The 25878-nt window shown below is 39.8% G+C and carries 22 protein-coding genes; 10 read left to right on the top strand and 12 right to left on the bottom strand.

What is annotated here, in order from left to right; all coding sequences use genetic code 11:
• Positions 1-362 precede the first annotated feature (362 nt).
• Positions 363-842, top strand: coding sequence for a cation:proton antiporter regulatory subunit (locus tag ACK8HY_RS11435; RefSeq protein ID WP_077438826.1), 480 nt, complete (start codon positions 363-365; stop codon positions 840-842).
• Positions 843-845: 3 nt separating this feature from the next.
• A complete protein-coding gene (locus ACK8HY_RS11430) occupies positions 846-2087 on the top strand; it encodes a cation:proton antiporter (protein ID WP_077438827.1) in 1242 nt (413 codons plus the stop codon).
• Between the two features lie 113 nt (positions 2088-2200).
• Here the strand turns inward: ACK8HY_RS11430 and ACK8HY_RS11425 are convergent, their stop codons facing one another.
• Entirely contained in the window at positions 2201-2515 is a 315-nt protein-coding gene (locus ACK8HY_RS11425) for an iron-sulfur cluster assembly protein (RefSeq protein ID WP_416133910.1), read from the bottom strand.
• 11 nt (positions 2516-2526) lie between these two features.
• On the bottom strand, positions 2527-3696 hold the full coding sequence (locus tag ACK8HY_RS11420; RefSeq protein WP_416133698.1) for a glycosyltransferase: 1170 nt from the start codon (positions 3694-3696) through the stop codon (positions 2527-2529).
• Between the two features lie 111 nt (positions 3697-3807).
• Between ACK8HY_RS11420 and ACK8HY_RS11415 the strand changes: the two genes are divergently transcribed.
• From ACK8HY_RS11415 to ACK8HY_RS11405, 3 genes are all read left to right on the top strand, one after another.
• On the top strand, positions 3808-4776 hold the full coding sequence (locus ACK8HY_RS11415) for a polyprenyl synthetase family protein (protein WP_416133697.1): 969 nt from the start codon (positions 3808-3810) through the stop codon (positions 4774-4776).
• An 82-nt stretch (positions 4777-4858) separates the two neighbouring features.
• The gene (locus tag ACK8HY_RS11410) at positions 4859-5635 is read left to right on the top strand and encodes an amidohydrolase (RefSeq protein ID WP_077438831.1); all 777 of its coding nucleotides are present in this window, start codon (positions 4859-4861) and stop codon (positions 5633-5635) included.
• Positions 5636-5917: 282 nt separating this feature from the next.
• Positions 5918-6361, top strand: a complete 444-nt coding sequence (locus ACK8HY_RS11405; RefSeq protein WP_077438832.1) for a MarR family winged helix-turn-helix transcriptional regulator — start codon at positions 5918-5920, stop codon at positions 6359-6361.
• A 136-nt stretch (positions 6362-6497) separates the two neighbouring features.
• Here ACK8HY_RS11405 and ACK8HY_RS11400 read toward each other — a convergent pair whose 3' ends face one another.
• The 4 genes from ACK8HY_RS11400 to ACK8HY_RS11385 form a co-directional block, all read right to left on the bottom strand.
• On the bottom strand, positions 6498-8054 hold the full coding sequence (locus ACK8HY_RS11400; protein WP_416133696.1) for an FMN-binding glutamate synthase family protein: 1557 nt from the start codon (positions 8052-8054) through the stop codon (positions 6498-6500).
• A gap of 186 nt (positions 8055-8240) precedes the next feature.
• Positions 8241-9002, bottom strand: a complete 762-nt coding sequence (locus ACK8HY_RS11395; RefSeq protein WP_416133695.1) for a Rossmann-like and DUF2520 domain-containing protein — start codon at positions 9000-9002, stop codon at positions 8241-8243.
• Complete coding sequence (locus ACK8HY_RS11390) at positions 9002-11461, bottom strand: heme lyase CcmF/NrfE family subunit (protein WP_416133694.1); 2460 nt, start codon at positions 11459-11461, stop codon at positions 9002-9004. The genes ACK8HY_RS11395 and ACK8HY_RS11390 overlap by 1 nt, the downstream gene beginning before the upstream one ends.
• 20 nt (positions 11462-11481) lie before the next feature.
• Entirely contained in the window at positions 11482-11889 is a 408-nt protein-coding gene (locus tag ACK8HY_RS11385) for a cytochrome c maturation protein CcmE (protein WP_077438836.1), read from the bottom strand.
• A gap of 408 nt (positions 11890-12297) precedes the next feature.
• Between ACK8HY_RS11385 and ACK8HY_RS11380 the strand changes: the two genes are divergently transcribed.
• On the top strand, positions 12298-13257 hold the full coding sequence (locus ACK8HY_RS11380; RefSeq protein ID WP_416133693.1) for a lipid A-modifier LpxR family protein: 960 nt from the start codon (positions 12298-12300) through the stop codon (positions 13255-13257).
• Here the strand turns inward: ACK8HY_RS11380 and ACK8HY_RS11375 are convergent.
• Positions 13254-14513 carry a dicarboxylate/amino acid:cation symporter gene (locus ACK8HY_RS11375; RefSeq protein ID WP_416133692.1) on the bottom strand — a complete coding sequence of 420 codons (1260 nt, stop codon included), beginning with the start codon at positions 14511-14513 and terminating at the stop codon, positions 13254-13256. The two genes, ACK8HY_RS11380 and ACK8HY_RS11375, sit on opposite strands and share 4 nt — an antisense overlap.
• Positions 14514-14797: 284 nt before the next feature.
• Between ACK8HY_RS11375 and mnmD the strand changes: the two genes are divergently transcribed.
• Positions 14798-15463, top strand: a complete 666-nt coding sequence (gene mnmD, locus ACK8HY_RS11370; protein WP_416133691.1) for a tRNA (5-methylaminomethyl-2-thiouridine)(34)-methyltransferase MnmD — start codon at positions 14798-14800, stop codon at positions 15461-15463.
• A 121-nt stretch (positions 15464-15584) separates the two neighbouring features.
• On the opposite strand, the gene ACK8HY_RS11365 is transcribed toward mnmD, so the two are convergent.
• The 4 genes from ACK8HY_RS11365 to ACK8HY_RS11350 form a co-directional block, all read right to left on the bottom strand.
• Positions 15585-16274, bottom strand: coding sequence for an SMUG2 DNA glycosylase family protein (locus tag ACK8HY_RS11365; protein ID WP_416133690.1), 690 nt, complete (start codon positions 16272-16274; stop codon positions 15585-15587).
• 92 nt (positions 16275-16366) lie between these two features.
• A complete protein-coding gene (locus ACK8HY_RS11360) occupies positions 16367-16864 on the bottom strand; it encodes an FKBP-type peptidyl-prolyl cis-trans isomerase (protein WP_077438840.1) in 498 nt (165 codons plus the stop codon).
• A 37-nt stretch (positions 16865-16901) separates the two neighbouring features.
• Positions 16902-18902, bottom strand: a complete 2001-nt coding sequence (locus tag ACK8HY_RS11355) for a thioredoxin domain-containing protein (RefSeq protein WP_077438841.1) — start codon at positions 18900-18902, stop codon at positions 16902-16904.
• A gap of 237 nt (positions 18903-19139) precedes the next feature.
• Entirely contained in the window at positions 19140-19631 is a 492-nt protein-coding gene (locus ACK8HY_RS11350; RefSeq protein WP_175992137.1) for a SixA phosphatase family protein, read from the bottom strand.
• Between the two features lie 368 nt (positions 19632-19999).
• On the opposite strand from ACK8HY_RS11350, the gene ACK8HY_RS11345 reads away from it, so the two are divergent.
• The 3 genes from ACK8HY_RS11345 to ACK8HY_RS11335 are packed head-to-tail and all read left to right on the top strand — an operon-like array spanning position 20000 to position 23592.
• Positions 20000-21241 carry a hypothetical protein gene (locus ACK8HY_RS11345; protein WP_077438843.1) on the top strand — a complete coding sequence of 414 codons (1242 nt, stop codon included), beginning with the start codon at positions 20000-20002 and terminating at the stop codon, positions 21239-21241.
• A gap of 35 nt (positions 21242-21276) precedes the next feature.
• Positions 21277-22326: a glycosyltransferase family 2 protein gene (locus ACK8HY_RS11340; protein ID WP_254846309.1), complete on the top strand. Its 1050-nt coding sequence runs from the start codon at positions 21277-21279 to the stop codon at positions 22324-22326.
• 3 nt (positions 22327-22329) lie between these two features.
• Positions 22330-23592 (top strand): glycosyltransferase, encoded by a 1263-nt coding sequence (locus ACK8HY_RS11335; RefSeq protein ID WP_077438844.1) that lies wholly within the window; start codon positions 22330-22332, stop codon positions 23590-23592.
• Here ACK8HY_RS11335 and ACK8HY_RS11330 read toward each other — a convergent pair.
• Complete coding sequence (locus ACK8HY_RS11330; protein WP_077438845.1) at positions 23561-25609, bottom strand: glycosyltransferase; 2049 nt, start codon at positions 25607-25609, stop codon at positions 23561-23563. The two genes, ACK8HY_RS11335 and ACK8HY_RS11330, sit on opposite strands and share 32 nt — an antisense overlap.
• Positions 25610-25878 lie beyond the last annotated feature (269 nt).

The following is a 25878-nucleotide window of genomic DNA, read 5'->3' as shown; positions in this document are numbered from 1 at the left end:
ATCTTTGAACAAACGATTGCACGAACTACGAAAACGTTATAGAAATTCATTTTTGTAATAAAATACAACACCGTGTTTTAGAGCCTATAACTAGGCAGTCCCCTCTATGTATGGCTGGTTTAAGGCAGCATGTTGGCATATATCAATAATAAGTATTAAAATTATCGTATTCGTTTACGTTGAGATAGAACCTTTAAAGCTCGTTTTTCTGATCTTTTTTTAGTATATTGGGGTAATCTGCTTGTTCATATATCCTGATGCCGTGTGTGGAGGATTCGTTTAACATTAAATTTTTGGTTAAATTTGTTTTTAGTAAAACGGCGTTTTGCTGTTATTATTGGTATTTATTTAAATAGAAGATTATGTCTATTGTAAGAGAGTCCGATCTGATTGGAATTGGTAAGAAATTTCAAATTGAAACCGATGCGGGAGACAATATGGTTGTTGTGATCCACGATGATGGTCGGCGGGAACTGTATCGCTATGATGACGAAGAGCATGAATCACGTTGCGTAATGACGCTCAATGATGACGAATCCCGTCAGATAGCGGGCATTATAGGTGGTTTGTCCTATAAGCCGAAGGCCTTGGAAACAATTGAAGTCGCTTTGGATGACTTGCGTATCGAGTGGTACAAGCTGGAGGGCAAATGGGAAGGAGCAGGGAAAACAATCGGAGAACTGGAAGTTCGGCAACGTACCGGAGCGTCCATTATTGCTGGGATTAGAGACGATGAAACGGTCATCAATCCAGGGCCTTCTTATCTGATTACGCCGGGTACCACCTTGGTCATTGCAGGAAAGAAAAACAACATCAAACTTTTAAAAGAAATTTTACTGTAATCTATGCTATCACATACCTTAATACTGGAAATTGGAATCGCTGTCGGACTTGTCGCTATTGTTGGATTGATTGCCAACAAGCTTAAGTTTTCCGTTATTCCTTTTTTCATTATTATTGGGATGGTATTGGGGCAACATGCCCCCCAGATCGGGTTGGTGGATCTGTCATTTACGGAAAGCAAGCCCTTTATAGATTTTATGGGCAGGCTAGGGGTATTATTTCTCCTGTTTTATCTGGGGCTGGAGTTTTCGGTCAATCGGCTTATTAAATCTGGTAAAGCTATCGTAACTGGAGGAACAATCTATGTACTGCTCAACTTTACTTCAGGACTGCTGATTGGCTGGCTGATGGATATGCCTTTTAAGGAGATGATGGTGCTTTGTGGTATTATGACGAGTTCTTCGACGGCAATTGTGGCTAAGGTGCTCACAGATCTCAAACGGACGGCAAACCCGGAGACGGAGGTCATCATGGGGATGATTATGTTCGACGATCTGTTTATCGCAATGCATATTTCCTTTTTATCAGGATTGATATTAACGGGGAGCAGCTCCTTTTGGACGGTTGCCGGGACTTCCCTGTTGGCATTGGGTTTTATTCTGGCATTTTTGGTTTTGGGTCGTAAGCTGGTTCCGGCCATCGACCGTTTGTTGAAGGAGAAAACTTCTGAACTATTTATACTGGTTATTTTTGCCCTGCTTTTTATCGTTGCCGGATTTTCAGAAACCATTCATGTTGCGGAGGCCATTGGTGCATTGATGGCGGGATTGGTACTCGCTGATTCGCAGTATATCAAAAAAATTGAAGCAATGGTATTGCCTTATAAAGACTTCTTTGGGGCAATGTTCTTCTTTAGCTTCGGGCTGTCGATAGATATTATGTCATTGGGAGGAGCAGTTTTTTGGGCTTCAATAGCAGCTTTGGTCACTGTGATGGGAAATCTTGCCTCGGGCTATTTTGCGGCAAAATTTTCTGGAATGAAACCGAAAACATCGTTTGACATTGGCTTTACCTTATCCGCACGTGGAGAGTTCTCCATTATTATGGCCAATATCGGTAAGGCTGGGGCTTTGCTGCCTGTTATCCAGTCGTTCGTCGTGGTTTACGTGTTGATCCTTTCCATTGTATCACCCCTGTTGACCAAAGAGTCCCGTAAGCTATGGAAACTGCTGTTTGGAAGTGATGCTAATACAGCCAAACCGCTGAAGAAATTGAGCGATCTGGAAAACAACAGTGCCGGGTAATTCTAATCTTTTTTGCGCTGCTCTTTCGCCGTTGCGATATGTCTAAAATGGTATTATAATAAAAAATGCCTCCAAATTAATTTTTGGGAGGCATTGCATATTTTTAAGGATGACTATAAGAATCCAAGCTCAAGTTTTGCTTCTTCGGACATCATTTCTTTGTTCCAGGGTGGATCAAAAGTCAATTCGACCAAGGCTTCTTTGACCCCCTCGACTCCCGCAACTTTTTCCTGTACTTCGTTCATGATCTCTCCTGCAACGGGACAGCCTGGAGCTGTCAGTGTCATGACGATCTTTGCAATGCCGTCTTCCTTGGTGATAATTTCATAGACCAGTCCCAGGTCCACAATGTTGGCAGGCTTTAATTCGGGATCATAGATCGTCTCCAAAACAGCTTGGATTTGTGCTGCCAAACCCAGCTTATCCATTATTATAATGCTCATTTGTTCAGTTTTTTATCTTCGATAGCGTTGTTATAGACCGCTAATAGTTTGCTCTCATTTAATTCAGGAGTAAAATTACTAAAATAATAGGCCTTACAGGTCTTTCTTATCTCATCTTTTTCATCCATTGTTTTACTATTCCACCGGGCGAGACAGGCTGCAATCTGGTCTTTATTGTGCGGGTCGAATGTCTCGCCGGTTTTATTCGGGATAATCATTTCCGGCAATGGCCCAAGGTTTGAGCTGAGTACCGGCGTTCCAACCGAATAGGCCTCAAGGATAGTAATCGGCATTCCCTCGAAACAGATGGAGGGAACGACTAGAGCTTGTGCGGCAGCAACCAATGGTAAAATCTCGCTCCGGGGTTTAAAGCCTAGATAGTGGATGTTGGCATGATCTGTTATCCGCTTTTTGACCTCGTCCTCGAGCGGACCGCCGCCGATAATGTGTAGCTCCAGTTCCTTGCCTTTCAGGGATTCAATCAGATTTAATATTCCTTTTTCGTCGGATAGCCTGCCTACATAGATAAAATAAGGTTTTGGCCTTTCCGTCGGTAAAGTTGAAGGAAAAACAAAATTGGCTTTTACTTCAAATTTATTTGCTGGTACCCTCAATGTGGAATCTACAAATATCGTCTTTGCAAAACTGCTTAAATTAATATAACGGTTGACTTTGTGCCAGGTGCCTATCTTGCGGTGAAACCAGTAGTTAAACGCAAGCAGAAATGTTTTTATGACGGAGTCATTAAATGCTTTCTCTTTGATGGCAGTCCAGGGAAATTCTTCTTGGAGTGAATCCAGAAATAGGTGATTATGGTGATATAGTGTTGCCGAGGGACAAAGTAATCTAAAATTGTGCAGGGTCATCACCTGCGGAATACCTTGTTTGGCGATTGTGCGTATCAAAATTGGTCCAGCAGCATAATGTGTATTATGGAGATGGACGACATCTGGTTTAAATTCGCGTATTGCTTTTTTCAGTCTATTTGCAGCAAAAATATTCCAGATCGAGCCCAAGGTCTGTAAAGCTCCCCGCCAGCCTTTTTTATTTTGAAAAGTCAGGGTGCTGACCTGATGGTCCTGTGCGAGAAGTGAAGATTCCTGTTGAAAGACAGTATCTTCTCCACCTGTTGTTTGATAATATGTATGAATAATCAGTATGCGCATAACAAAAGACTTATGCAAAGGTACGATTTTGACCCGAATGCATTGAACGGTACAAAATTGCCATTTCTATATGATTATTGCTATATTCGCATGATTCGATCGTAAAGATATATGCAACATTTACAACAGCTCGTGATAGCGGCGATAGAGACAAGTCAATTTCCCGAAACTCCAACAAATTTATATGATCCCATACGGTATATATTGACTTTGAGCGGTAAGAGAGTTCGACCAGTGCTAACATTGATGGCAGCCGAGTTATTCGGCATGCAAGAAATGGACGAAATTATTCCAGCGGCAAAGGCCGTGGAATTTTTTCACAATTTTTCCTTGATACATGACGACCTGATGGATAAAGCACCTTTGCGACGGGGAAAAACCACTGTCCACGAAAAATGGGATGCAAATATTGCTATTCTTTCCGGGGATGGATTATTGGTCAAGGCTTATGAGGAAATATCCAAATGTAATCCGGTTTATCTGCCCGCAACCCTACGGATCCTGAGCAAAGTGGCGATGGAGGTCTGTGAAGGTCAACAGTTGGATATGGACTATGAAAGCCGTGCGTCACTGCTGATGGACGAATATTTGGAGATGATCCGTTTGAAAACATCTGTACTTCTGGGGGGCGCATTGCAGCTTGGCGCTATTCTTTCGGGAGCGAACGAAGCGCAGCAACAATTGATCTATGATTTTGGGGAGAATGTTGGCTTGGCTTTCCAGTTGCAGGATGATATATTGGATGCTTATGGTAATCCCGATACTTTTGGCAAAATCGTTGGCGGCGATATTATGATCAATAAAAAAACTTTTCTACTGGTCAAACTGATGGAGGTCATTGCAGCGGAGGATGTTCCGGTGATGCAGCGTTTGTTAAACGCAACTGTGGATGAGATTCCGACAAAAGTTGAAGCCATGCTTGGCTTATATGATAAGTATCAGGTCAGGAAATCGGCAGACGAATTAAAGGATATATATACACAGCGTGCATTCGAAAAAATGGATGCTTTAGATGTACCAAATGAACGTAAAGAAGCGTTACTACTGTTAGCAAACAATCTTTTGGTGAGACAGCAGTAGAGAGAAATTCTATTAAAATTCGTATTTTGCCAATAAATGGTTATTTTGTACTAAATAATTAAATAAATTTTAAATAACGTTCATGGATCCTTTAAAAATCACGGTATTTCAGGCATATTTATTCTGGGAAAATATTGAGAAAAATCTGAATAATCTGGCGTTGCGACTTTCATCGTTACGCGAGAAAACCGATTTGATCATTTTGCCGGAGATGTTTAATACAGGATTCACGAACAACGTTGAAAAATGTGCCGAACCGGCCAACGGCCCTACAACAAGATGGTTGTTTGAAATGGCAAGTTCATTAAACTGTGTGGTCGCGGGCTCCTTGATTATTGCGGAGGACGGAAAATATTACAACCGCTTTCTTTGGATGTTTCCTGATGGCAAATATGTGAAATACGATAAACGCCATCTTTTTGGCCTATCCAAGGAGAGTGAGTATTTTGAACCAGGCAACGAACGTATTTTGGTCGATATTAAAGGCTGGAAAATATGCCCCATGATCTGTTATGACCTGCGGTTCCCGGTATGGTCCAAAAATCAAAATGCAGCCTACGATATCCTTGTTTATACGGCAAGCTGGCCGGACAAGCGTTCAGCACATTGGCGAGCACTGATCCCGGCACGTGCCATTGAGAACCAAGCCTATGTTATTGGCGTAAACCGTGTCGGACACGACGGCAATGACATCTATTACTCCGGCGGATCAATGTGTATATCACCTCTTGGGGATGTGGTTTATTATAAGCCTGAAGATGAAGATTTATATACCTTCACTTTAAATCCCAATGACTTACTGGAAGCCCGGGAGAAATTTCCATTTTTAAAAGATTCGGATTCATTTACAATCGGATAACACTTTCTTTCTAGGGGATTCCCGCTAGAATTAGGTATAAAGACAAGCAATTTATTTTGTTTGTCTCCTTTTTTATGCTTAAATTCAGTTTACTATAAATCGCTTATGATGATTTATTAACATCTATTTATTGCATGTTGATAAAATTTGTTTGACACAACTGTAGAAAAACGTAATTTAGGCTAAGTATTAGCCAAAATAAGTTTAGTTTTTTTTGTCTTGATTTGAGCATAATATTTATTAGCAACTTAAGTTGCGTAAACAACCATAACCATTATTTATATGTTAGACCAAGATTTAGTATCGCAAGAGTATTTTTATAATTTCCTGACCGGAAAATATTCAATTGCTGTTATGCGGAGATTGCAGCGCAATCTCAAGGAGGCGGGGCTCAGTATTACTTCAGAGCAATGGAGTATTATGTACAATCTGTGGGTAGAGGAGGGGCTGACCCAACAGGAGCTGGCGATTCGGACATTCCGGGATAAACCCAGTGTCACGCGCCTGATCAACAACCTGGAGCGGCTTAATCTGGTGATCCGTGTCAACGATAAAAACGATAGGCGGTCGAATTTGATCTACTTGACCAAAATCGGAAGAAAGATGAAAGAAGAAGGTATGAAGCAAGCTAACAATACGATCGAACAGGCTTTGGGTGGATTGACCGAAGATCAGATTGCACTTTCGCATACCACGCTACATCGCGTATTATTCAATTTGAAATAGTACAGTGCGGTTGTTGTGAATCACACGTATTAAGAAATTATCTGGACCGATAGTCCAATAGGGGAAAAGAAAAAAACAAGAAGCCCTCAGTCGTTGCTAAGACTGAGGGCTTCTTGTTTTTTCTGCTATTAAGGAATTAATCTTCGAATAGCTTGCTTTCAAAGTCCGTATGGCTATTGACCAATTTTCCTTCTGTACCAAAATAGATTTCCTGGAAACTTAATGTGCGTATCGCATCTACTTTGCGGTAAAATTTATCTGCCGAAACATCGGATAAAGTTTTGAATCCACAGGCTTCCATAATCTCTACTGTAGCCCGTAACGTATTGCGGTGAAATTGCGCGACACGGACATACTTATCGTTTACATCCAAGCCTTTGTACAGGTGCGGTTGCTGTGTTGCAACACCGACAGGACAAACGTCTTCATTACATTTCAGGGCCTGAATACAGCCTAGGGCGAACATCATTCCACGTGCACTATAGCATGCGTCAGCGCCCAAAGCGATAACTTTTAAGATATCAAAACCAGTTACGATACGGCTTGACACGATGACTTTAATGTGTTTTTTCAAACCAAATGCAATCAGGGTTTTGGTTACAAATGCCAATGCATCATAAAGCGGCATTCCCAGGTTATCCGTAAATTCCAGCGGTGCAGCACCCGTACCGCCTTCAGATCCGTCGACCGAAATAAAGTCTGGGAAGATCTGCGTATTCTGCATGGAATGACAGATATCCATAAACTCATGTTTGTCACCAATACATATTTTAAATCCGATCGGTTTTCCGCCTGACAGATCACGCATTTGTTGGATGAAATGCATCATTTCTGTTGGCGAAGAGAAAGCACTATGTGCCGGTGGAGACATGACATCTGTTCCGGGGATGACGTGGCGTATCGCGGCAACTTCAGGCGTATTTTTGGCTGCCGGTAGGATACCACCGTGACCCGGTTTTGCGCCCTGTGAAAGTTTGAGCTCGATCATTTTCACGTTCTCACGGTTTGATTTTTCACGGAAAAGTTCAGGGTCAAATTTACCTTCTGAATTACGGCATCCAAAATAACCGGTACCGACCTGCCAGATCAAATCGCCGCCGTTGTTATGGTAATCACTTATCCCCCCTTCACCGGTGTTGTGGGCAAAATTCTGCAGTGCAGCACCCTTGTTTAAAGCTGTAATCGCAGTTTTGCTCAATGCACCGTAACTCATTGCGGAGATATTGAACACACTTAAGCTATATGGTTTTTTGCAGGCTTCATTCCCAACTTTCGTACGTAAGTCGTGATTCTCAATATGACAGGGAAAAACAGAATGCGCAGCCCACTCATTACCCACGGCCTGCGGATCTGTTTGCATACCAAATGCAACTGTCTCGCGTTGGTTTTTGGCCCGTTGATAAACAATGGAACGCTGTCTTCGATTGAATGGGCGGCCATCCATATCCGATTCCCAGAAGTATTGTCTTAATTCGGGACGAATGGATTCGAAAATATAACGAAAGTAGCCAACCAAAGGATAATTGCGTAGAATCGCATGTTTAGTTTGGAAACTGTGGTATAAGGCGATTAATAATAAAGGAAATGGAATGATCAATAACCAAAACCAGCTTGATGTAAATATAAAGCCAAATGATACAATGATTAAATTAATCACAATCATTATTGAAATAATGAGTTTTCTAACTTCCATAGAAAATACGATTGTTTAGTTTTAATTCGCTATTTTAATGTTTAGTCCAATTGAATAGATTACTGCTCAATTAGCATTCCAAAATGCGCTTTTGGACACAGCAAATGTACTAAAGTTCCCTAAGTAAATAGTTATATTTACTATGCCCGAATAAGTTTTGATAAGTTTATAAATGTTTCTAACAAACTATTTTCTTTTAGTAATCTGATGCGACAAAAGTTGATAGATTTGCTGTAAATCTGGTTTATTGCTAATAAATTTCAAATGTTTTTGCTGTGTGGTCTCGTCTCCCCGAATTGCCGGACCTGTCTGAACTGTTATTGGAATGTGGTTTTGAACCTTTTCTGCCGTTTCCAAAATAATAGGTTTGACCAGGTCAAAGGAAAGATTGTGCTCCGCTAACAATTCATAGGCAAACTGGTATAGGATATTCGAGAAATTATTGACCAGCACGGAAGACAGATGGATGGCTAGCCGTTGCTGTGAATCGCAGTGGATACTTCGGGAGGAAAAGGTACGTGCTAGCCCAAGTAAGGCCTCCGTTGTATTTGCATCATTGCCTTCTACACAAAATGGGATAAGCGAAAAGTCCACAATCTTGTTTTTGGAAAGCGATTGTGGTGGATAGATCACGCCATACTTCTTAAAACGGCTCAATATAGCCATATCGCTTGCGCCAGAACAATGTACAACAATTCCGTTGATGTCCCGTGACATCCTTTCTACAATCGTAGGAATAGCCTGATCAGCTACCGCAATCAGATAGAGGTCAGCATGCTGTAGCAGTTGCGATAGATCGTCTGTACCCGGACATTGAAGTGCAAAGGCCAATGCATCCGCATTGGCCTTTGTTTTACTATAGATTTGAACGATCTGATGTCCTAGCTGTTGAAACGCTTTCCCGAAATGTGTTGCGGCATTTCCGCTTCCTAAGATAACAATGTTCATTATTTTGCTAGTTTTCGTTTTTCCTCTTTATTTCTTCTGACAATAGACATGATGAAACCAATGGTCATGACAATCGTTCCGCACCAAAAGAAGTTGATGTATGGGAATTTGATCGCCTTAAAGACCACCCATTTTTTCTCAGGCAAAGGTTTTTGATAAACCATGATTTCGAGTTTATCTTTATCCGGTTTGATGCCTGTAAACCTAAATTTAAGACCTTGATCTGTGACATCTTTATTGAAATCATAAACTCCACCGTCTTTGATCAAATAAATAGGTTGTACTTCATATTGTTTGTTATCCGCTGAAAAAACCTTGATTTTTAGACCCACCATCACATCATTAGGGCCTTTCGGGATTTTTTCCAGATGCGCATCCCTGTTAAGTCCTTCGATTACATAGTAACCATTGCGGTAACGTAGTGTATCGCCAATATTGACTTCGTATGTTGCAGGTTCTTCATAATCTTCAAAACCTGTTTTCTCCTCGGCAGCAACCTTTGTATGTTGTGCCTGGCTTTCCGCTGCCGCTGCAGTGATTAGGGTATATATATCATGGGTAATGTAATGTTTGGTCGCCGGAGTACCGATCAAACCACCCATTTTGGCATTGTTTTGTGCGAAAGGCTGAAGGATAAATTCTTCTTTCACTTTACCCGTTTCCTCATCGACACGTTCGTACTTGATTTTGTAATAAGTATTTGGTGCAACGATACTATCACCGATATAGGTGATTTTATATTCCCCCATTTGTACGGGCTGGCCTTCAGTTAAGAATAAGTTTTCCCCCGGTTTTTCAACTTTGTCAAAACCCGATACAGCAATGTATCCGGTATTGTTGACCGAGATAACCTCATTTGTTGCGGCGGCAACCATTGCGCCGATCAACAATAGGCCGAAGCCTATATGGGCTACCGAAGAACCTGCCAGTTTCCATTTACCTTTGACTGCGTCACCCAGCACCCGGATATTGGCCAGAATACAGAAGATACTGGCAAAGGTGATCAGGATGTAGATCAGGTTGCTGTAGGTTTTGGTAAAATAAGAAATAATTGCTGTCAGGATAATGGCAATAACCAGGGAAGCGACGGTAGACGCTAAAAACTTGCGGCTATCGGTGCGTTTGTATTTTAGAAACTGTGTAAATCCCGTCATGATCATGACAATAACCGCGAATCCGGATTGCCATTTATTATAATGTTGGATCGGTTCTAAAGGCGGAGCAACCTTGGTTCCAAAGATTTTGTTAAATACAGGAATAGAAGTAGAGGCAATAATCTGTGCACAGGCAACAGTCAGCACCAACGCCCCGATAAATAACCAGAATTCTCTGGAATAGATATCTTCATCTTTTTCTGTAATCGGCATTTCCTTCTTTTTAACAACAAGAAAGACCACCATAATGGCCAAAAATGCGACATTGAAAAAGATCAATTGTCCGCTCATTCCCAAATCGGTGAAGGAGTGTACGGAGGTCTCGCCAAGGATACCGCTACGCGTTAGGTAAGACGCATAGATGACCAGCACAAAGCTGATCATGGCTAGGAATGTAGCCGTAAAATACGAATGCCCAGAGTTTTTATAGGCAATCATAACGTGTACTGCTGCGATTAAGGTAAACCAAGGAATAATAGATGCATTTTCCACCGGATCCCAGGCCCAGAAACCACCAAAGTTGAGCGCTTCATACGCCCAGAACGAACCCATAATGATACCGGCGCCGAGAATCATGACCGCAAATAGGGCCCAAGGCAAAGCGGCATTGATCCATTCTTTATAACGTTTGGTCCATAACGCCCCGGTAGCGTAAGCGAAAGGCACAATCATGGAAGCAAAACCAAGGAACAGGGTTGGTGGGTGAATCACCATCCAATAATTTTGCAGGAGTGGGTTTAAACCGTTTCCATCTGTAATCAACGAGAGGTAATTGGCTTGTTTTAAGATCGGAATATCCATCGCATCACGTAATAGAATAAATGGAGAACTGCCGATGCGTAACCCAAAAAGTTCTACCCCCACGATCATAGATGCCAAAAATGCCTGACATAACATCACGAAGGTCATCACGGAATTCTCCCAGCTCTTGGCTTTGAACAGCAATATCGCGCCTAATACCGTTTGCCAGAACATCCAGAGCCAGAAACTTCCTTCCTGTCCCTCCCAAAAGCTGGAAATGATATAATATGTTGGTAAAGTCTTGGACGAGTGTGCCCAAGCATAGTTGTACTCAAATAAATGATTGTAGATGATATAAAATAAGGTTGAACCAATGGCTACAACAGAAATCGCATTAATCCAAAATCCAATGCGGGCGATCTTTTTCCATGAAGTCTCTTCAGGGTTTTTAGTCGCGAAAAAATAAGCGATACAAGATAAAAGTGCGGCACCAAAGGAAAGAACAATAAAAAATTGTCCGATCTGCCCAGGAAGCAGGTGCTCACCAACGTAATTAACGTCCATTGAAAAATTGATTTTACAGATTAATTATTGAAAGCTGTCGCATTGATTTCCGTCACGACCGATTTATCGTTGTATTTCGATGGACACTTCATCAATATTTTACTTGCTCTAAACACATTCCCGTCCATTTTGCCAGTCAATACAATCTGTTCTGAACGCTCGATGTCCTGCGGTTTCGCGCCTCTGAATATAACTTCACATTCTGTACCGTCATTGTCGTACATGAAAAAGCTGAATTTGTTGGCATCTGTTTTCGGATCATAGTGAAGTGCCTTATCCTTATTGAGCTGGCCCACGACATATAGTTCTGTTTTCTTTTCTTTTGCCTCGGTAAATGTCGAGTAGGTACTTGAATCTGTATAGATCACAAGTATCATGGCAATAGCCACTGCAATAATAGCGATTAGAATGATGGAACTTTTTTTCATTAGTAATATTTGTTTTTATTCGGCGAAGAAACTATCCTAAGGAATTGCTCGATTATGATCTGAACAGGCTATACCTTATGACAATTTCATTCGTATGATTTACTTTACGCTTTTGTGGCTACCTTCAATGCCACCTTTAAGTTTCCCTTAATGGATTACGTATTCAACAACAACTAGTGCATTACTTACCATCGTTTGGCAATCACTGACACTTAATCGAATGCAAAATTACAAATAGATTTGCGAAGAAAGGAATAATGCAAGTTTTCGACATTATTTATATTTGTTCTAAATAGCCGATTGTCTCCGAAAAAATAAGGGATATTTGGATGCTTTTGAATAATTTAAGTTGAGATTTAATATTTTATTGCAGTTTATATCGCATGAATTTTACAATTGCCTGTTAGTATGAATGTTGCGTTGCGGTCTTTACTGCTCCTATATGGAGTTATATTTCCATTTTTTTTGGTTTTTGGCCAACTGCGCTTGCGCAACCAAGAAGTTTCCCTTCAAAATGACAATGATGTCTATCTATTGATCGGCCAGGATCGATATTATACCAACGGGATCAATGTCAATTACCGTATTGCATTACCCACCGGTGAAGCATCAGCGATTTCGAATACTGTATTGGACTTTGAGGTTGGACAGCGCATCTACAATGGGATCAGTATTATAGATTATCGTAAACAGCATAAGAAATATGACCGGCCATTTGCGGGGTACCTGTATCTGAGCGCATCAGGAACCCGCTTTTTGAAAGCCGATCAAGTGCTTGAACTTAAAGTTGAATTGGGACAGATCGGCTCCCGCTCTTATGGGGAGGAAGCGCAAAAGTTTATCCACCATCTTTTTGGAATGTATGAGGCGACGGGCTGGGATACCGCATTGCGCAATGCCTTTGGTGTGGATCTACAAGCGAAATACCTGAAAGGAATTTATCGGGATCAGACTCGCACATTCGATCTTGGCATCATGGGTAGGGGAGCATTGGGAATGAACAATACCAATATCGAGGTTGGAGTTCCAATCCGTGCCGGTAAACTTAAGGCTTATCGAGCCTCTACCTTCACCCATGGGCATTTAACAGAAGCTAGAGGGGAAGACGATAAAGAATGGTATTTTGTTTATCAACCCAGCCTGGCCCGGATATTTTATAACTCAACAATAGAGGGCGGACTGGGGAAAGACGATCCCGTTGGCGATTTATACCGTATAGAGCCCTGGATGATCAGTCATCGCGTAGGTTTCAGTTGGTCAAACCACAAGATCAATTACGGTATTAATTATATTTTCAATTCCAAAGAACTTAAGTCGGTATTTCATCGACATCAATATGGACAGTTATTTTTTGCGTATCGGTTTTAACCAAGGTGGGGAATATCTTCCGCTAGGGGATCCGAAAGTTTCTGTCCCATAAGTCTGGTGGTCAACATGGCAGCAACGGTATCGCCGGTCGCGTTGAGCATGGTGGCCAGCGGATCTACCAATGTTGCGATAATCATAATGGAAGGAACGACTTCTGTGGGCATCTGATAAACGGATATGATCAGCATTTCGCCGATATATCCACCATTTGGAATACCACCGGCCACGATACTGACGAGCAACGTAATTCCAACAGCCATGACCAGGTTGGTCGGATCAAAAAAATCTTTTCCGCTTAGCAACAAAGCAATATAGATCTTAAAAATACAAGCGATGGCAGAACCATGTTTATGCAGGGTTGTGCCCAATGGGATGACCACGCTCGCGACGGTATCGGGTATGCCAATTTGTTTGGCGGCCAGTAAGTTGGCCGGCATAGTAGCGAGGCTGCTGCAGCTGCTAAGCGCAGTCAACGAAGGTAAAATATTATTTTTCCAATAGCGTCTGACACCTTTTAGGCCAAAAGCAAGAAAAGCAAATAGGCTAAACAGTGTAAAGAAATAGAAGAGGCTGAAGATATAATACAGGCCGATGGGTTTTACGTAAAAGCCAAAGAGCTGTGGGCCAAGTGTGCCAACCTGATAGGCAAAATAAGCCCCTAATCCGATAGGTGCCAGCTTCATGACCATAACCAATAAATTGCCCATCACGGCATTTCCAGCGTTGATAAATTTTCGGAACATATCCGCGGAGCTGCCAGATCTGCGCGTGGCGATGCCCACTAAAAACGAGAATATCACAAAAGCCAACATATTCTGGCGCGACAATAGACTGGAAAATTCACTAACTGTCAGGAAGCGGACCATTTTTTCACCCCAGGAGTCCTGTGTAGCCGTGTCGATGATGTCTTTTGCTTGTTCGATAGGGAGGTCCGAGCTGACGGGGAACAGATAGAGGAAGATAATGCTTGTAACTCCGGCAACCACGATACCGACTACAAATACAAAGGACATCATGCCAATGATACGCCCCAGTATACTATCACCTTCGATATTGGCGACAGACGAAGCTATTGCAAAAAAGACCAACGGTATGACACTTACAAAGAGCAGATTCAGGAAGATATCGCCAATCGGTTTCAGGTTGTTCACCACATGTGGAAAAAATACCCCAATTAAACTTCCGATACTGATGCCAAGAAGCAGTAGCAGGATGCTGCCATAGTTACGTATAAAAGTTTTTGCTGAGTATTCCATTAGGTTTTCTGATTGTTTCGTGTTTATGACGCTAAAATAATCTATTTATCTATTATTTCCATTTAACCTCAGCATAAAGATTAATTGGCATTTATTCGTGTCAGCTTTTTATCTTTGAACGGATATGCGTACAAAGTTCATTGCTATTGCTGGAGGCAGCTGAAATGTGCGGATAGTTTGTGTCGCGGGAATCCACTATATTATTTTATGAATCAGGTGCAGCGATTGTTGGATCGGGTGAAGCATAAAGGATATTTACTTTATCAAAAATTATTATGACGGAGATGGAATTTGTAACAACCGGAGATGGCTCGAAGACATTGTACAATGCGCAGATAGGAGAATGTTACCATTCTAAGCATGGTGCTGTTCAGGAAAGCAGGCATGTATTTATCAAAACGGGTCTAGATCATTACCTGCAGAAGTCAGGAGCTTCGGAGGCTGCTATATTGGAAATAGGCTTCGGTACAGGGCTTAACTTTCTGCAGACAGCTGACTTCATTCGGGACAAGTCATTTCAGGTCGACTATGTTGGTATCGAGGGATTTCCGTTGCCCTTGGCAACTGTAGCAGCAACAGGCTACCAGGAGACTGTGGATACAAGTGTTTGGTCAGCATATCTGCAGCATTACGAAACTGCATTGCAAGAGGAAGTTCAAATTCACGAGCGTTTACAGCTTAGCATTGCCCATACACTATTGATGGATTTTCAAACTGAAAAACAATTTGATGTTGTCTATTTTGATGCATTTGCCGCTATACATCAACCTGAGATGTGGAGCGATGCTGCTTTGGCACATGTCGCCCAGTTCGTTAAACCGGGTGGTGTTTTTGTTACTTATGCGATTACCGGCAATCTCAAACGCAGCATGAAATCTTTGGGCTTCTCTATTGAAAAGGCTCCCGGTGCGCCTGGAAAAAGGGAAATGTTGCGGGCGACAAAGCTTTGAATAATACATAAAACAAAAACTATGGTTTGATGTAAGAGGCCAGTTGGCTAGAAAATTCAGATTATTAGTTATTCACAATGTTTGTGTTGCAATTCAGCTATTTAACATGGTTGTCCACATTTTACATGCCGCTTAGTAATCGAATATAATTATCAATATACGATAGCTTATCTTTTGATTTATATTGCTGGATATAACGGGGGTGATCCAAAGTGGTCATCTTTCCAAATAGTTTTTCCTCTTTATTGATTTTGGTCAAAAAGGAGGCATTCTTTTTTCCCAGAACAAATACTTCCTCAGTTTCGAGTCCCATTGAAATATGCTGTTTTAGCGATTTGACCATAAATGGCTTTACCATGTCAAAGAGCTGTTTATCGTCGTAATAGTTTGCATTGATCCAGCTGTTGGTTTTGACCTCCCGAACGATAGCGAGTGGGAAAGGAGAATTAATGTAAAATTGTTTGTAGAAGAGTTCGGCGCCACCATAAGTCTGGATCATGTCATACATAAAGACGGAGGAGATTTCATGCGTATGGGCAGATTGCATTTTTATATCGCAGATACTGTATAACCGTTTGGTATCGGTAAAAGGGACGCCCGTCACACCGGCGCCATGTCTACTTGGATTGATACCGATGATAAATTTACGTTTACTATTGTCGTCATAGTATTTATTGTAAAATTGCTGCATAACGATTAATGTCTCAGGGTTGTCGAGGTAGGGGTTGATGACATTAAAATCGGAAGGAAGATTTCCCTGATATTGAAGTTGTTTGTTAAATGCGATTACTTTTTGAGCAAAGGTTGTCATGATGGAACTTTTGAGAGAAAGGTACAGATTGTAAATAGCTAGGAACAGAAAAAGGGCGTTAATTGACGCCCTTTCCTTGTTCTATATCCTGATTAGTGACCTTGTGTGCCATCTACACCATGAGAATGTCCGTGAGACAATTCTTCTTCAGTAGCAGGGCGTACTGTTAAGATCTCAATATCAAAATTCAATGTTTTACCAGCCATTGGGTGGTTTAAGTCTGCGATAACAATCTCTGGAGTTACTTCTGCAACTACAGCACGGAATTGATTTCCTTGGTTATCTTGCAAAGGCAATACTTCTCCAACTGGAGGAAGGCCTGTTTCTTTGAACATGTCCACAGGTAGTTGAGCGAATGCTCTTTCGTCTTTTTCACCGTAAGCATCTTCCGGTGCCAATTCGAAAGAAATTTTGTCACCTACGTTTAAGTCAGCGATGTTTTCTTCAAATTTAGGCAACATCATACCTACACCATATAAGAAGTCTAAAGGTTGTTCTGCAGTTGTTTCTTCAACGAAAACTTTTTCACCGTTTTCTACTGTGTGAAGTCTGTACGTCAATGCTACGACGTCGTTTGCTTTTATAGCCATCTGATTTTGATTTTTGGGAGCCTAAGGCTACCGTTTATTAAATATAATTTATTAACGCTGTTATGGAATCTTGTGGAAGACTGCAGGTCTTATTCTTGCAAAGATATGCTTTTGTTTCCTTTCCGATTCTGTTCTCTAAGAGTGGAAGACTTTCTTCTGTGCCGCCGAGAACAAGTTTGTTGGGGATATAATGTTGATCCAGTTCCTTACGGAAAGCAATTGCTCCCGAACCTGTCAACGCGATTTCATTGATCCCATATATTTCTTCTAGCAATAATATTGCCCAATTTGAATAGGCCGAGCCGTAAGCTTTGATTTGAGGAAATACATTCGCCAGTAATTGATCGGCAATTGCGGTATAATTTTCATCATCAAAAAGTAAACCCAGGCGCTTCAGCTGACGAACCATTGTTGAGGAAGAGGCAGGGATGACGTTGTCCATGATCTCACTTTTTCGGGCGATCAGCTCTTCTGCTTCAACCGAGGTATAGTAAAATGTTTTTTGCTCGCCATCATAAAATAAGGCAATGGCTTTGTCAGCCAACTGCCGGGCAATAGTCAGCCATTTTTGGTCAAATGTGGCTTCATAGAGGGCTATAAAGGCCTCTATGGTAAAAGCATAGTCATCTAAAAAGCCTAATATTGCACGGTTTTTATCCTGGGGCTGATGTAATATAGTACTGTTTTCCTGGACCAGTTCCGTACAAATAAATGCAGCATTGTTCAATGCGAGATCTAAAAAGTGTGCTGTCCCAAGGCTACGGTAAGCGTCTACTAGTCCTTTCAACAAGAGCGCGTTCCAGGTGGTCAATTGTTTGTGATCGAGGCCCGGTCGAACACGTTGCTCCCGATAATCAAATAGTTTTCTTTTGGAAGTTTTTAAAAACTCTGCCCATTCGTCAGCTGACATATTGACCTTTGTCGCCAATTGATCGGCATTAATGGCGCAAATGGGGACATTTGTATGTTCTTCTTCCCAATTGCCGCTCTCAGTAATGTTAAAATATTGATTGAATATGGCCGCATCTTCACCCAGAATTTCGTCAAATTCAGCTTTTGAAAACGAATAGTATTTTCCCTCTATGCCTTCACTATCGGCGTCCAAAGCACTGTAAAAACCATGATTGGGAGCAAGCATTTCACGTTCAGCCCAGGCAATAGTTTCCTCGATTATTCTTTTATAGAATGGGTCTTTATTGTGTTGATAGGCTTCGGCATAGAGCGAAAGCAGTTGCCCATTGTCGTATAACATTTTTTCGAAATGGGGAATATGCCAGTAATGATCTACTGAATAGCGCGCAAAACCGCCGCCAATCTGATCATAGATTCCTCCGGCGCCTATTTTTTTTAAGGTAAAATGTACATGATCCAATATGGCTTGATCACCAGAGAGTACAGCATATTTTAAAAAGAAAGACCAGTTGTTGGGAAGCGGAAATTTGGGTGCTCTTGTATAACCGCCTTCTTTCTTATCGAAGGTTTCGCTCCAGGGAATAATAATTTCTTCGAGATCTTTGTGTGTGTATTGTTCGGGGATGGGGTGGATAGGAAGTTTCTCGGCCCGCTGGATACCATTATTCAATTTATTGGCATAATCCAGCGCAACTTCAGGTTTTTCTTCCCACATCTGCGCAATCTGTAACAGGATATTTTGCCAGTCGTGCGGCTTGAAATAGGTACCTCCATAAATCGGGCGACCATCCGGCAGACAGATGCAGTTCAAAGGCCAGCCCCCCGCATTGGTCATCAACTGAACCGCAAGCATATAGACTTGATCGATATCTGGGCGTTCTTCGCGGTCAATTTTGATGGACACGAAAAATTTGTTCATGGTTTGGGCGATAGCTGTGTTTTCAAAACTCTCCCGTTCCATCACATGACACCAATGGCAGGCTGAATAGCCGATGCTGACAATAATAAGTTTATTTTCGTCTTTTGCCTTGTTTAAGGCTGCGGTCCCCCACGGCATCCAATCCACGGGATTGTGTGCGTGCTGTTTAAGGTAAGGGGAATTTTCAAACTGCAGTTGATTCGCCATAAGACGAAGGTAGTGAAAAAGGAGGAAAATTTAATTCCGCTATCTCCAGAGTGTATGATAATTAAAATAAATTTTTGAGAACGTAAATATAGCATAACTCACAAGATGTGCCCCAAGCTAGATGATATTTGGATTACGGTGCTATTCATTATTGGTAAAGCAATAAAATCAAATTACCGTGAAATAGATAAAACGATTGCCTATCGTTAGTTGGTCATTTCTTGGAATTAATTTGATTTAATCAACGATCTGTACAAGATCGGCACAATTACCACTGAGCATTTGAAAAGTGAAGCCGGCATCGAGCTTAATCTCTGCAAAAGATGAAGTACGCAAATAGGCCGGCCTCCTGGTCAGATACTCAACCAGATCAGTCAATGTAGGGTTATGCCCAAAAAGTAGCACATGGTCGATATGATCAGGAATGGTGTTGATGACCGAAAGTAAATGCTTGTATGTGCATTCGTAAATAGAATCTTCTATCTGAATATCAAATTGGGGAGAGCCCATAACATCCAAAAAAACTTTGGCGGTCTGCAAGGCTCTATTAGCCGGTGAACTGATGACAATACTGTTCTCATTAAGTGTTAGTTTGGCTGCAAGTTTACCTGCGACTTGTTTTGCATGTTGTATGCCTTCAGAGGTTAATGCGCGGTCAAAATCATTGATTCCGGGAATAGTTTCGGCTTTAGCGTGTCGGATGATATAGAATTTTTTACTGTTATCCATGATTAAATTTTTGATTCCTATTAATAATATTAACGTTCGTAGACTCCTATTCATTGTGTAGTCCGGTCCGGGACTATTAGCTATTGCATATGAATACAAATAATAACAAACGAAGTTTTAAAAAAAAAGCATATCTCATCAATGACTTGTGCACCTGATTCTTTATGGCTTTTAATAGATGAACGGCATTGCATTCTCAAAAATAATCTGTTGGTGTTAAAAGACTAAATGTCTTTTTTTTCAATAGTTGCTAAATTTAAATGGTAATATACTAATTTTGTGCCGCACATGCGCCATCAATTTATTTTATCTGTTATAAAGCCGATTGTTAAGTAGCATTTTTTTGTATCTACCGTTTGAGTTTAACTATGATTCGTAATTTTTTGATACTCCTATATGGAGTTGTTGTCCTTATGGCTTGTCACCGTTCAGAGGATTTTTTTGCACAAGAAGTAGAAGCTCCTATTTGGACTATCAATCCGATCGATTCTGTTTCTTTTGACAACGATGAAGGACTGGTTAATATTCATACTGTTGCGGATGCAAATTTTATGGGGTTAAAGAACCCTACGGAGTTTCTGGATATCTCGGGTGTAAATGCGAGCTACTGCCATCCGGACGTTTTGTATTTTCCCAACAAATTCAATGGTTATAGATATTGGATGGTTTTCACCCCTTATTTCGGAGCAGTAGGCACCAATCAAAATTCAAAGAAATTTGAAAATCCGAGTATTGTCGTATCAAATGATGGCCTTGATTGGACTAATCCTCCGGGTTTAACTAACCCAATTATTAATGCGCCATATCCAAAAGAAAGCTTTCGTGAAAATAAAGTGGATCCGATTCAAGGATTTTGGTCCGATGTAGATTGGGTATTCCTGAATGATCGATTTTATCTGTATTACAGAGGTAGTTTTATAACAGCGCAATCATTAAAAAGCAAATGTGTGCTCACGAATACGAATTTTGATCGTTTGAAACTAGATGCACATCGGACTATTGTGCAACAAACCTCAACGGATGGTATAAGATGGTCCAATTTAAACATCGCCTTTACTAGTAACCCACCATTTACTCCAAAGAATGACCATGTGTTGTCTCCTTCATTTATTCATAATGGAAGCCAATTTTTGAGTTATGAAATAGAATTGAACCTTAATCGGAGAAATTTTAAAGGGAAAGAACCTTCGTATGTAGTGCGTAGAACTTCTACTGATGGTATTAATTTTACTGGTTTTAAGGAGAGTAAACTGGTCAATTTTCTTAATAAACCTTGGTTAAGAGAGAGTTCTGCAAATTCACCTTGGCATATTCAGGCAACTTTTGTTGACGGCTATTATTTTTTATGTATTGCTGTCGGAGACGTAAAAAAATATACGGCTGAATTATTATATGTTGCTTATTCCAAAGACGGTATAAATTTCAAAGTTTTTCCGAAGCCATTATTAAAAAATAATGCCTATCGCAGTGCAATTTTTCCAATGGGAACTAGTGAATCATTAATTAAAATGGGGGCAATGATCGGTAATAAATCAGGCGAATTCCGTTATCGCGAATTCACACTAAGCAAAGAAAAAATCAAAAATTCTTTGGTTGATTGTCCCAATTAGCTTTATTGTCAAATTAATTTTGTATATTAATATTCATGAGAGCGAGTTTTGATCGTATGGAAATATCTCTGGATATCGCTATATCGGTAATAATACCTGTTTATAATGTTGAAAAATTTTTAAAAGAAACAATCGAAAGTGTACTGAATCAGGAGCTGCAAAATTTCGAAATAATATTAATCAACGATGGTAGTACTGATTCCTCCGCAGCAATTTGTAGAAAGTACGCCGCTTTAGATTCGAGAATTTATTTTTTTAATCAGCAAAATCGAGGCGTCTCTGTTGCCAGAAATGAAGGACTAAAATATGCAAAAGGGAAATATGTTTACTTTTTGGATTCAGATGATACTATTGCTACTGATTTTCTTTCAAGCTCGTTTAGAATCGCCGACGATTGTCAGGCGGATATTTTAGTTGTAGGAGAGTATTTTACCCGCCTGCTCCCTTTCCCTACAGCTTTGCCTACCTGTGGACAGATTATAAAAAGAAGTTTTCTTGAAGAATTTTCGGATATACGCTTTCCTGAAGGTATTCAACCTTGTGAGGATGGTTTGTTATCGCATCGATTATTGGCCTTGACTAATAAATTGGCTGCCAATGAAAAAGCAGTCTATTTTTATAGAAAACATGAAAATCAAAATCATATTAAAATCCATCATAATTGCTGGAAAGTTTTGCGCCAAATTCCGCAGTGGTTTGATCTTTTGGATAAATTTTACTCAAGCTATCATCTTTTTTCAGACAAAGCACTACACCTAGCCAGGTTTATAGAGCATGAACCTTTTTATTTGCGGTATACAGAAATGCCGTTGGACAATGAGCAAAAAAAATATTTATTTAATTTGATCCGTTCCTATTTTAATTTAAAGGTGTCCTGTTATTTAAGTGATAAAGAAAAAAAGTCGTTAAGTAAACCTTTTCTGTTTTTTTTGGCAGCGCCTGATTATAAGAAATTTGATGAGTTTTATTTAAAATACAAAGTACTTCGCACCCAAAAGAAACGTATTTATTTACTATTTTCTAAACTTATACCAATTCCTAAGGTAAAGAAAAGAGTTAAGCATTACCTACGTAACTATTATTAATCGATGAAAATTTTAATTATTCAGCATTTATTTTTTTTGAACGGAACGGGCGGAACGGAGAAAATAGCATGTTTTCTGGCAAATAATTTTTTTGATCAGGGATATCAGGTAGAAATAATGACATGCGAAAATACCAATGGAAAAGCAATGTTTCCTTTATATCCAGAAATAAAGGTTACCAATATCTTTGATCCAGGAATAGAGCAGCTCGATCTACAGCCTATATACAATTATAAAGGGAGAAACCCTTTTTTGTGGATAAAACATAAAATCAAAAAAAAAATAGCAAAAAGATATAATAGCAAAATATTGGAAAAGGTGGGTGGGGAGAGCATGCTATATCGGTTCAATCTAGAGAAACGTGCGCTGAATTGGAAACGGCATATTGATTCAGTTAAGCCTGATCTCATCATAACAATGTCAATCGCAAGCTTGTTAGAAATCACTTATCAGAATTCAATTGGAATACCGATCATTGATTCGGTCAACGGTAGGCCTGATTATGATTTTAAGGACATGTTTGGTAGTAGGAAGCCGTTTATGGTGGATTTGTTGACTACTGCGTTTATGCATCTTAAGGGCATTCAAGTTTTATTTGAGAGCTATAAAGATTATCTCCCAAGTAGTTTTACAGGCAAGTATGTTGTTATCCCAAATCCGGTGCCGCAAATAGAAGATACTATGTTAGTTAATCATGATAGAGAAAAACCACGGAAACGGATAATACATATTGCAAGACTGGATGTTGAGTGTAAGCAACAAAATATTCTTATTGATATATTCTCTAGATTGAGTGATAAATACCAAACATGGGATATGGAACTTTGGGGCATTGGCCCCGACTATAATCAATTAAAGGATCAGATTGAATCTTTGGACTTGGCTGACCGAATTTATCTGAAGGGTTTTACAAAAGATCCCATAAGGCAGTTATTTAAGTCGGATCTGTTTGTATTTCCGAGTAAGTATGAAGGGTTTCCTTTAGCATTGACTGAAGCTATGTCTATCGGGTTACCCTGTCTTGGCTTCAGTTCCTGTTCTGGCGTAAATGAACTTATACAACACGAGAAAACGGGGTATTTAGCTTCGTCCATAGCAGATTTCGAGATTTATTTAACTCTTTTAATGAATGACCCCAAAAAAAGAGCAGAATTTGGAATTGCGGCACATGAAGCTATGTCTAAATATGCCCCCGAAATAGTAAAAGCAAGCTGGAATAATTTTATCTCGGAAGTTATTGAAGGGGAAGGACATCGAGATCAATAATTTTTTCCAATGTGTTTTTTAATTTTTCTTTAGAAAACGGTTCAAGACTTTTTTCGGAATTAGACTGCAAATAGGTCCATAGAGATTCATCTGTATACAATGATAGTATGCTAGCGGCGAACTCCTCTGCGGTTTCGGCTAAGATCGCATTGAAATTATTTTTTAGGGCCATACCTTCTGCGCCAATTTTACTTGTAATTACCGGTAAAAAATATTCGAAAGCTTGACCAATTTTTCCTTTAACGCCAGCACCTGTTCTTAACGGAGCAATCATTAGTTTATTATTGTAGAAAAATTCTGTTATATCGGGGACATAACCATGAAATATAATATTGGGGTCATTGATATCGCTGATTAATACATCTAAATTTCCAACCACATTCAATTTAATTTCTGGATTATTCTGCCAAACAATAGGCATAATTTCATCTGCCAGAAATCTCACGGCATCAATATTTGGATGATGCTGTGAACCGATAAACAGAATACCTTGTCGCTCGTTAAAATTGGGAACATCATTTAATGATACTTTGTTGTAGTGAATATTTGAGATAACGGCTAGGCGTTTGGTGCCAAATGTTTTCTCCATATATTCCGATTCCTGTAGAGAAATAGGTATCGTAATATCGGCGCGTTTTGAAGCAAATTTCTCGGCTCGTAAAGTCTCGTTATATTTTTTTCTATAAAATTTATTATTTGGTTCGTGTTCTAACGCCCTAAGATATCTGAGATGATGGATATCTACCATGTCGAAAACAAACTTCCCTCTCGGCCAATGTGTTTTAGCCAATTTATAAAACCGCTCAAATGTGGGCCCCGTTGAGAACCAGCATATAGGTGTTTGAAGTGCTAGTTTTTTAAAAAACCTATTGTATTCATTAAGAAGCTTATGCTCATAAAATACACAAACTCCTAATTGTTGAAAATAGGTGTTATACGGATTTTCTATACGATTTTTAGGAACTATGAGTGTAATATTGTAATCTAAGTCAATGAATAATTTGATAATCTCAGTTAGACGTAAATCTCCGGAATTGTTATCAAATTCAGGAACCCTATCGTGAAAGATAATCAGTGATTTATTCCCGTATAATTCTATGATTCTTTCCTGAATAAATTTTGCATGGATATTGGATATTATACTATCCCATTTTTTATAAAATATCTTTTGATTTCTGGTTAGCAATTCCATTTTTGAGCTATTGGGAGTTTCCTTACGTAGTTCGTTACCATAAGTGACTCCATGAAAATGATATACCTTAGAGAATGGGCAGTAATAAACATCCTTATTCTGAATATATTTAAGTGTAAAACATAAATCGCTATCTTCGAAATAGGCCGGAGCAAATTGTTCGTGAAAAAGATTAAGATCGCTGTTATCACTTAATCTCTTAAATAATAGGCTGCAGCCCGAACAATAATCGGCTTTATGGGTATAATTTACTTGAGGGAAATAAGTCGGTATATCAGCAACTTGCCCAACTCCGTTGCGAATAAAGAAAGATCCGGCTTCTTGCAGTGTACCATCAGGATTAAGTAGCATAGAGCCAACCGCTCCAACATTTTTTTTCGACTGGAATACATGTAGTAATTCCGTTAAAAAGCCTTCTGTGACTATAGTATCGTTATTGAGTAAATAAATGTAATTCCCTTTAGCTTTTTTTATCCCCTCGTTTACACTTTCGAGGAATCCAAGGTTTTTTGTGTTCCTTAAAATTGAAATGTTACAGATTGCACTATAATCAAAGTATTCATTACTGCAATCGTCAATTAGAATAACCTCGAAAGAGACTTCAGGAAGGTTATTGGCAATTGACAACAGGCAGTTCAATGTATGTGTATGTTGATTGTGAAAGGGTATCACAATAGAGATCTCAGGAATCGCAAAAGATGGAAAATAGATTTGATCGGCTGTAAGGTTTACATCAATTGACGGTAATAAATCATTGTTTTTTTGAAGTTGTTTTAAATAATTCCTTTTACTATTAAAGTTCTTGATAGTTCTCCTTAAGCCCATAGTATATCCTATAATTTGACAGTAAAGGTAAGAAGAAAAATATACCTACAATAAGAAAGCCTCTTACTTTATAGAATATTTATCGATATCATTTTTGGTAGTTTTTTATATCGAAATTTTAATTGTAAATTGTCATACAAATATTATGTTTATTATTTAATTGAGTTGAAAGTATCGAAAACGCTAATTTTGATCATTCCAGTGCATTTCGAATTGTATCGATTAATGGTCAGATCCTGTAAAGAGTTGGGCTACGAAGTTAAACTTAT

This window comes from Sphingobacterium sp. NGMCC 1.201703, from assembly GCF_047784615.1.
Lineage (GTDB): Bacteria > Bacteroidota > Bacteroidia > Sphingobacteriales > Sphingobacteriaceae > Sphingobacterium.
The sequence above is the reverse complement of the archived record's forward strand: the minus strand, read 5'-3'. Positions and strand labels throughout refer to the sequence as shown.

Excerpts from the sequence above, each read along its gene's own strand:
- ACK8HY_RS11435 (WP_077438826.1), top strand. The coding sequence starts at position 363 with ATGTCTATTGTAAGAGAGTCCGATCTGATTGGAATTGGTAAGAAATTT.
- ACK8HY_RS11430 (WP_077438827.1), top strand. The coding sequence starts at position 846 with ATGCTATCACATACCTTAATACTGGAAATTGGAATCGCTGTCGGACTT.
- ACK8HY_RS11425 (WP_416133910.1), bottom strand. The coding sequence starts at position 2,515 with ATGGATAAGCTGGGTTTGGCAGCACAAATCCAAGCTGTTTTGGAGACG.
- ACK8HY_RS11420 (WP_416133698.1), bottom strand. The coding sequence starts at position 3,696 with ATGCGCATACTGATTATTCATACATATTATCAAACAACAGGTGGAGAA.
- ACK8HY_RS11415 (WP_416133697.1), top strand. The coding sequence starts at position 3,808 with ATGCAACATTTACAACAGCTCGTGATAGCGGCGATAGAGACAAGTCAA.
- ACK8HY_RS11410 (WP_077438831.1), top strand. The coding sequence starts at position 4,859 with ATGGATCCTTTAAAAATCACGGTATTTCAGGCATATTTATTCTGGGAA.
- ACK8HY_RS11405 (WP_077438832.1), top strand. The coding sequence starts at position 5,918 with ATGTTAGACCAAGATTTAGTATCGCAAGAGTATTTTTATAATTTCCTG.
- ACK8HY_RS11400 (WP_416133696.1), bottom strand. The coding sequence starts at position 8,054 with ATGGAAGTTAGAAAACTCATTATTTCAATAATGATTGTGATTAATTTA.
- ACK8HY_RS11395 (WP_416133695.1), bottom strand. The coding sequence starts at position 9,002 with ATGAACATTGTTATCTTAGGAAGCGGAAATGCCGCAACACATTTCGGG.
- ACK8HY_RS11390 (WP_416133694.1), bottom strand. The coding sequence starts at position 11,461 with ATGGACGTTAATTACGTTGGTGAGCACCTGCTTCCTGGGCAGATCGGA.
- ACK8HY_RS11385 (WP_077438836.1), bottom strand. The coding sequence starts at position 11,889 with ATGAAAAAAAGTTCCATCATTCTAATCGCTATTATTGCAGTGGCTATT.
- ACK8HY_RS11380 (WP_416133693.1), top strand. The coding sequence starts at position 12,298 with ATGAATGTTGCGTTGCGGTCTTTACTGCTCCTATATGGAGTTATATTT.
- ACK8HY_RS11375 (WP_416133692.1), bottom strand. The coding sequence starts at position 14,513 with ATGGAATACTCAGCAAAAACTTTTATACGTAACTATGGCAGCATCCTG.
- mnmD (WP_416133691.1), top strand. The coding sequence starts at position 14,798 with ATGGAATTTGTAACAACCGGAGATGGCTCGAAGACATTGTACAATGCG.
- ACK8HY_RS11365 (WP_416133690.1), bottom strand. The coding sequence starts at position 16,274 with ATGACAACCTTTGCTCAAAAAGTAATCGCATTTAACAAACAACTTCAA.
- ACK8HY_RS11360 (WP_077438840.1), bottom strand. The coding sequence starts at position 16,864 with ATGGCTATAAAAGCAAACGACGTCGTAGCATTGACGTACAGACTTCAC.
- ACK8HY_RS11355 (WP_077438841.1), bottom strand. The coding sequence starts at position 18,902 with ATGGCGAATCAACTGCAGTTTGAAAATTCCCCTTACCTTAAACAGCAC.
- ACK8HY_RS11350 (WP_175992137.1), bottom strand. The coding sequence starts at position 19,631 with ATGGATAACAGTAAAAAATTCTATATCATCCGACACGCTAAAGCCGAA.
- ACK8HY_RS11345 (WP_077438843.1), top strand. The coding sequence starts at position 20,000 with ATGATTCGTAATTTTTTGATACTCCTATATGGAGTTGTTGTCCTTATG.
- ACK8HY_RS11340 (WP_254846309.1), top strand. The coding sequence starts at position 21,277 with ATGAGAGCGAGTTTTGATCGTATGGAAATATCTCTGGATATCGCTATA.
- ACK8HY_RS11335 (WP_077438844.1), top strand. The coding sequence starts at position 22,330 with ATGAAAATTTTAATTATTCAGCATTTATTTTTTTTGAACGGAACGGGC.
- ACK8HY_RS11330 (WP_077438845.1), bottom strand. The coding sequence starts at position 25,609 with ATGGGCTTAAGGAGAACTATCAAGAACTTTAATAGTAAAAGGAATTAT.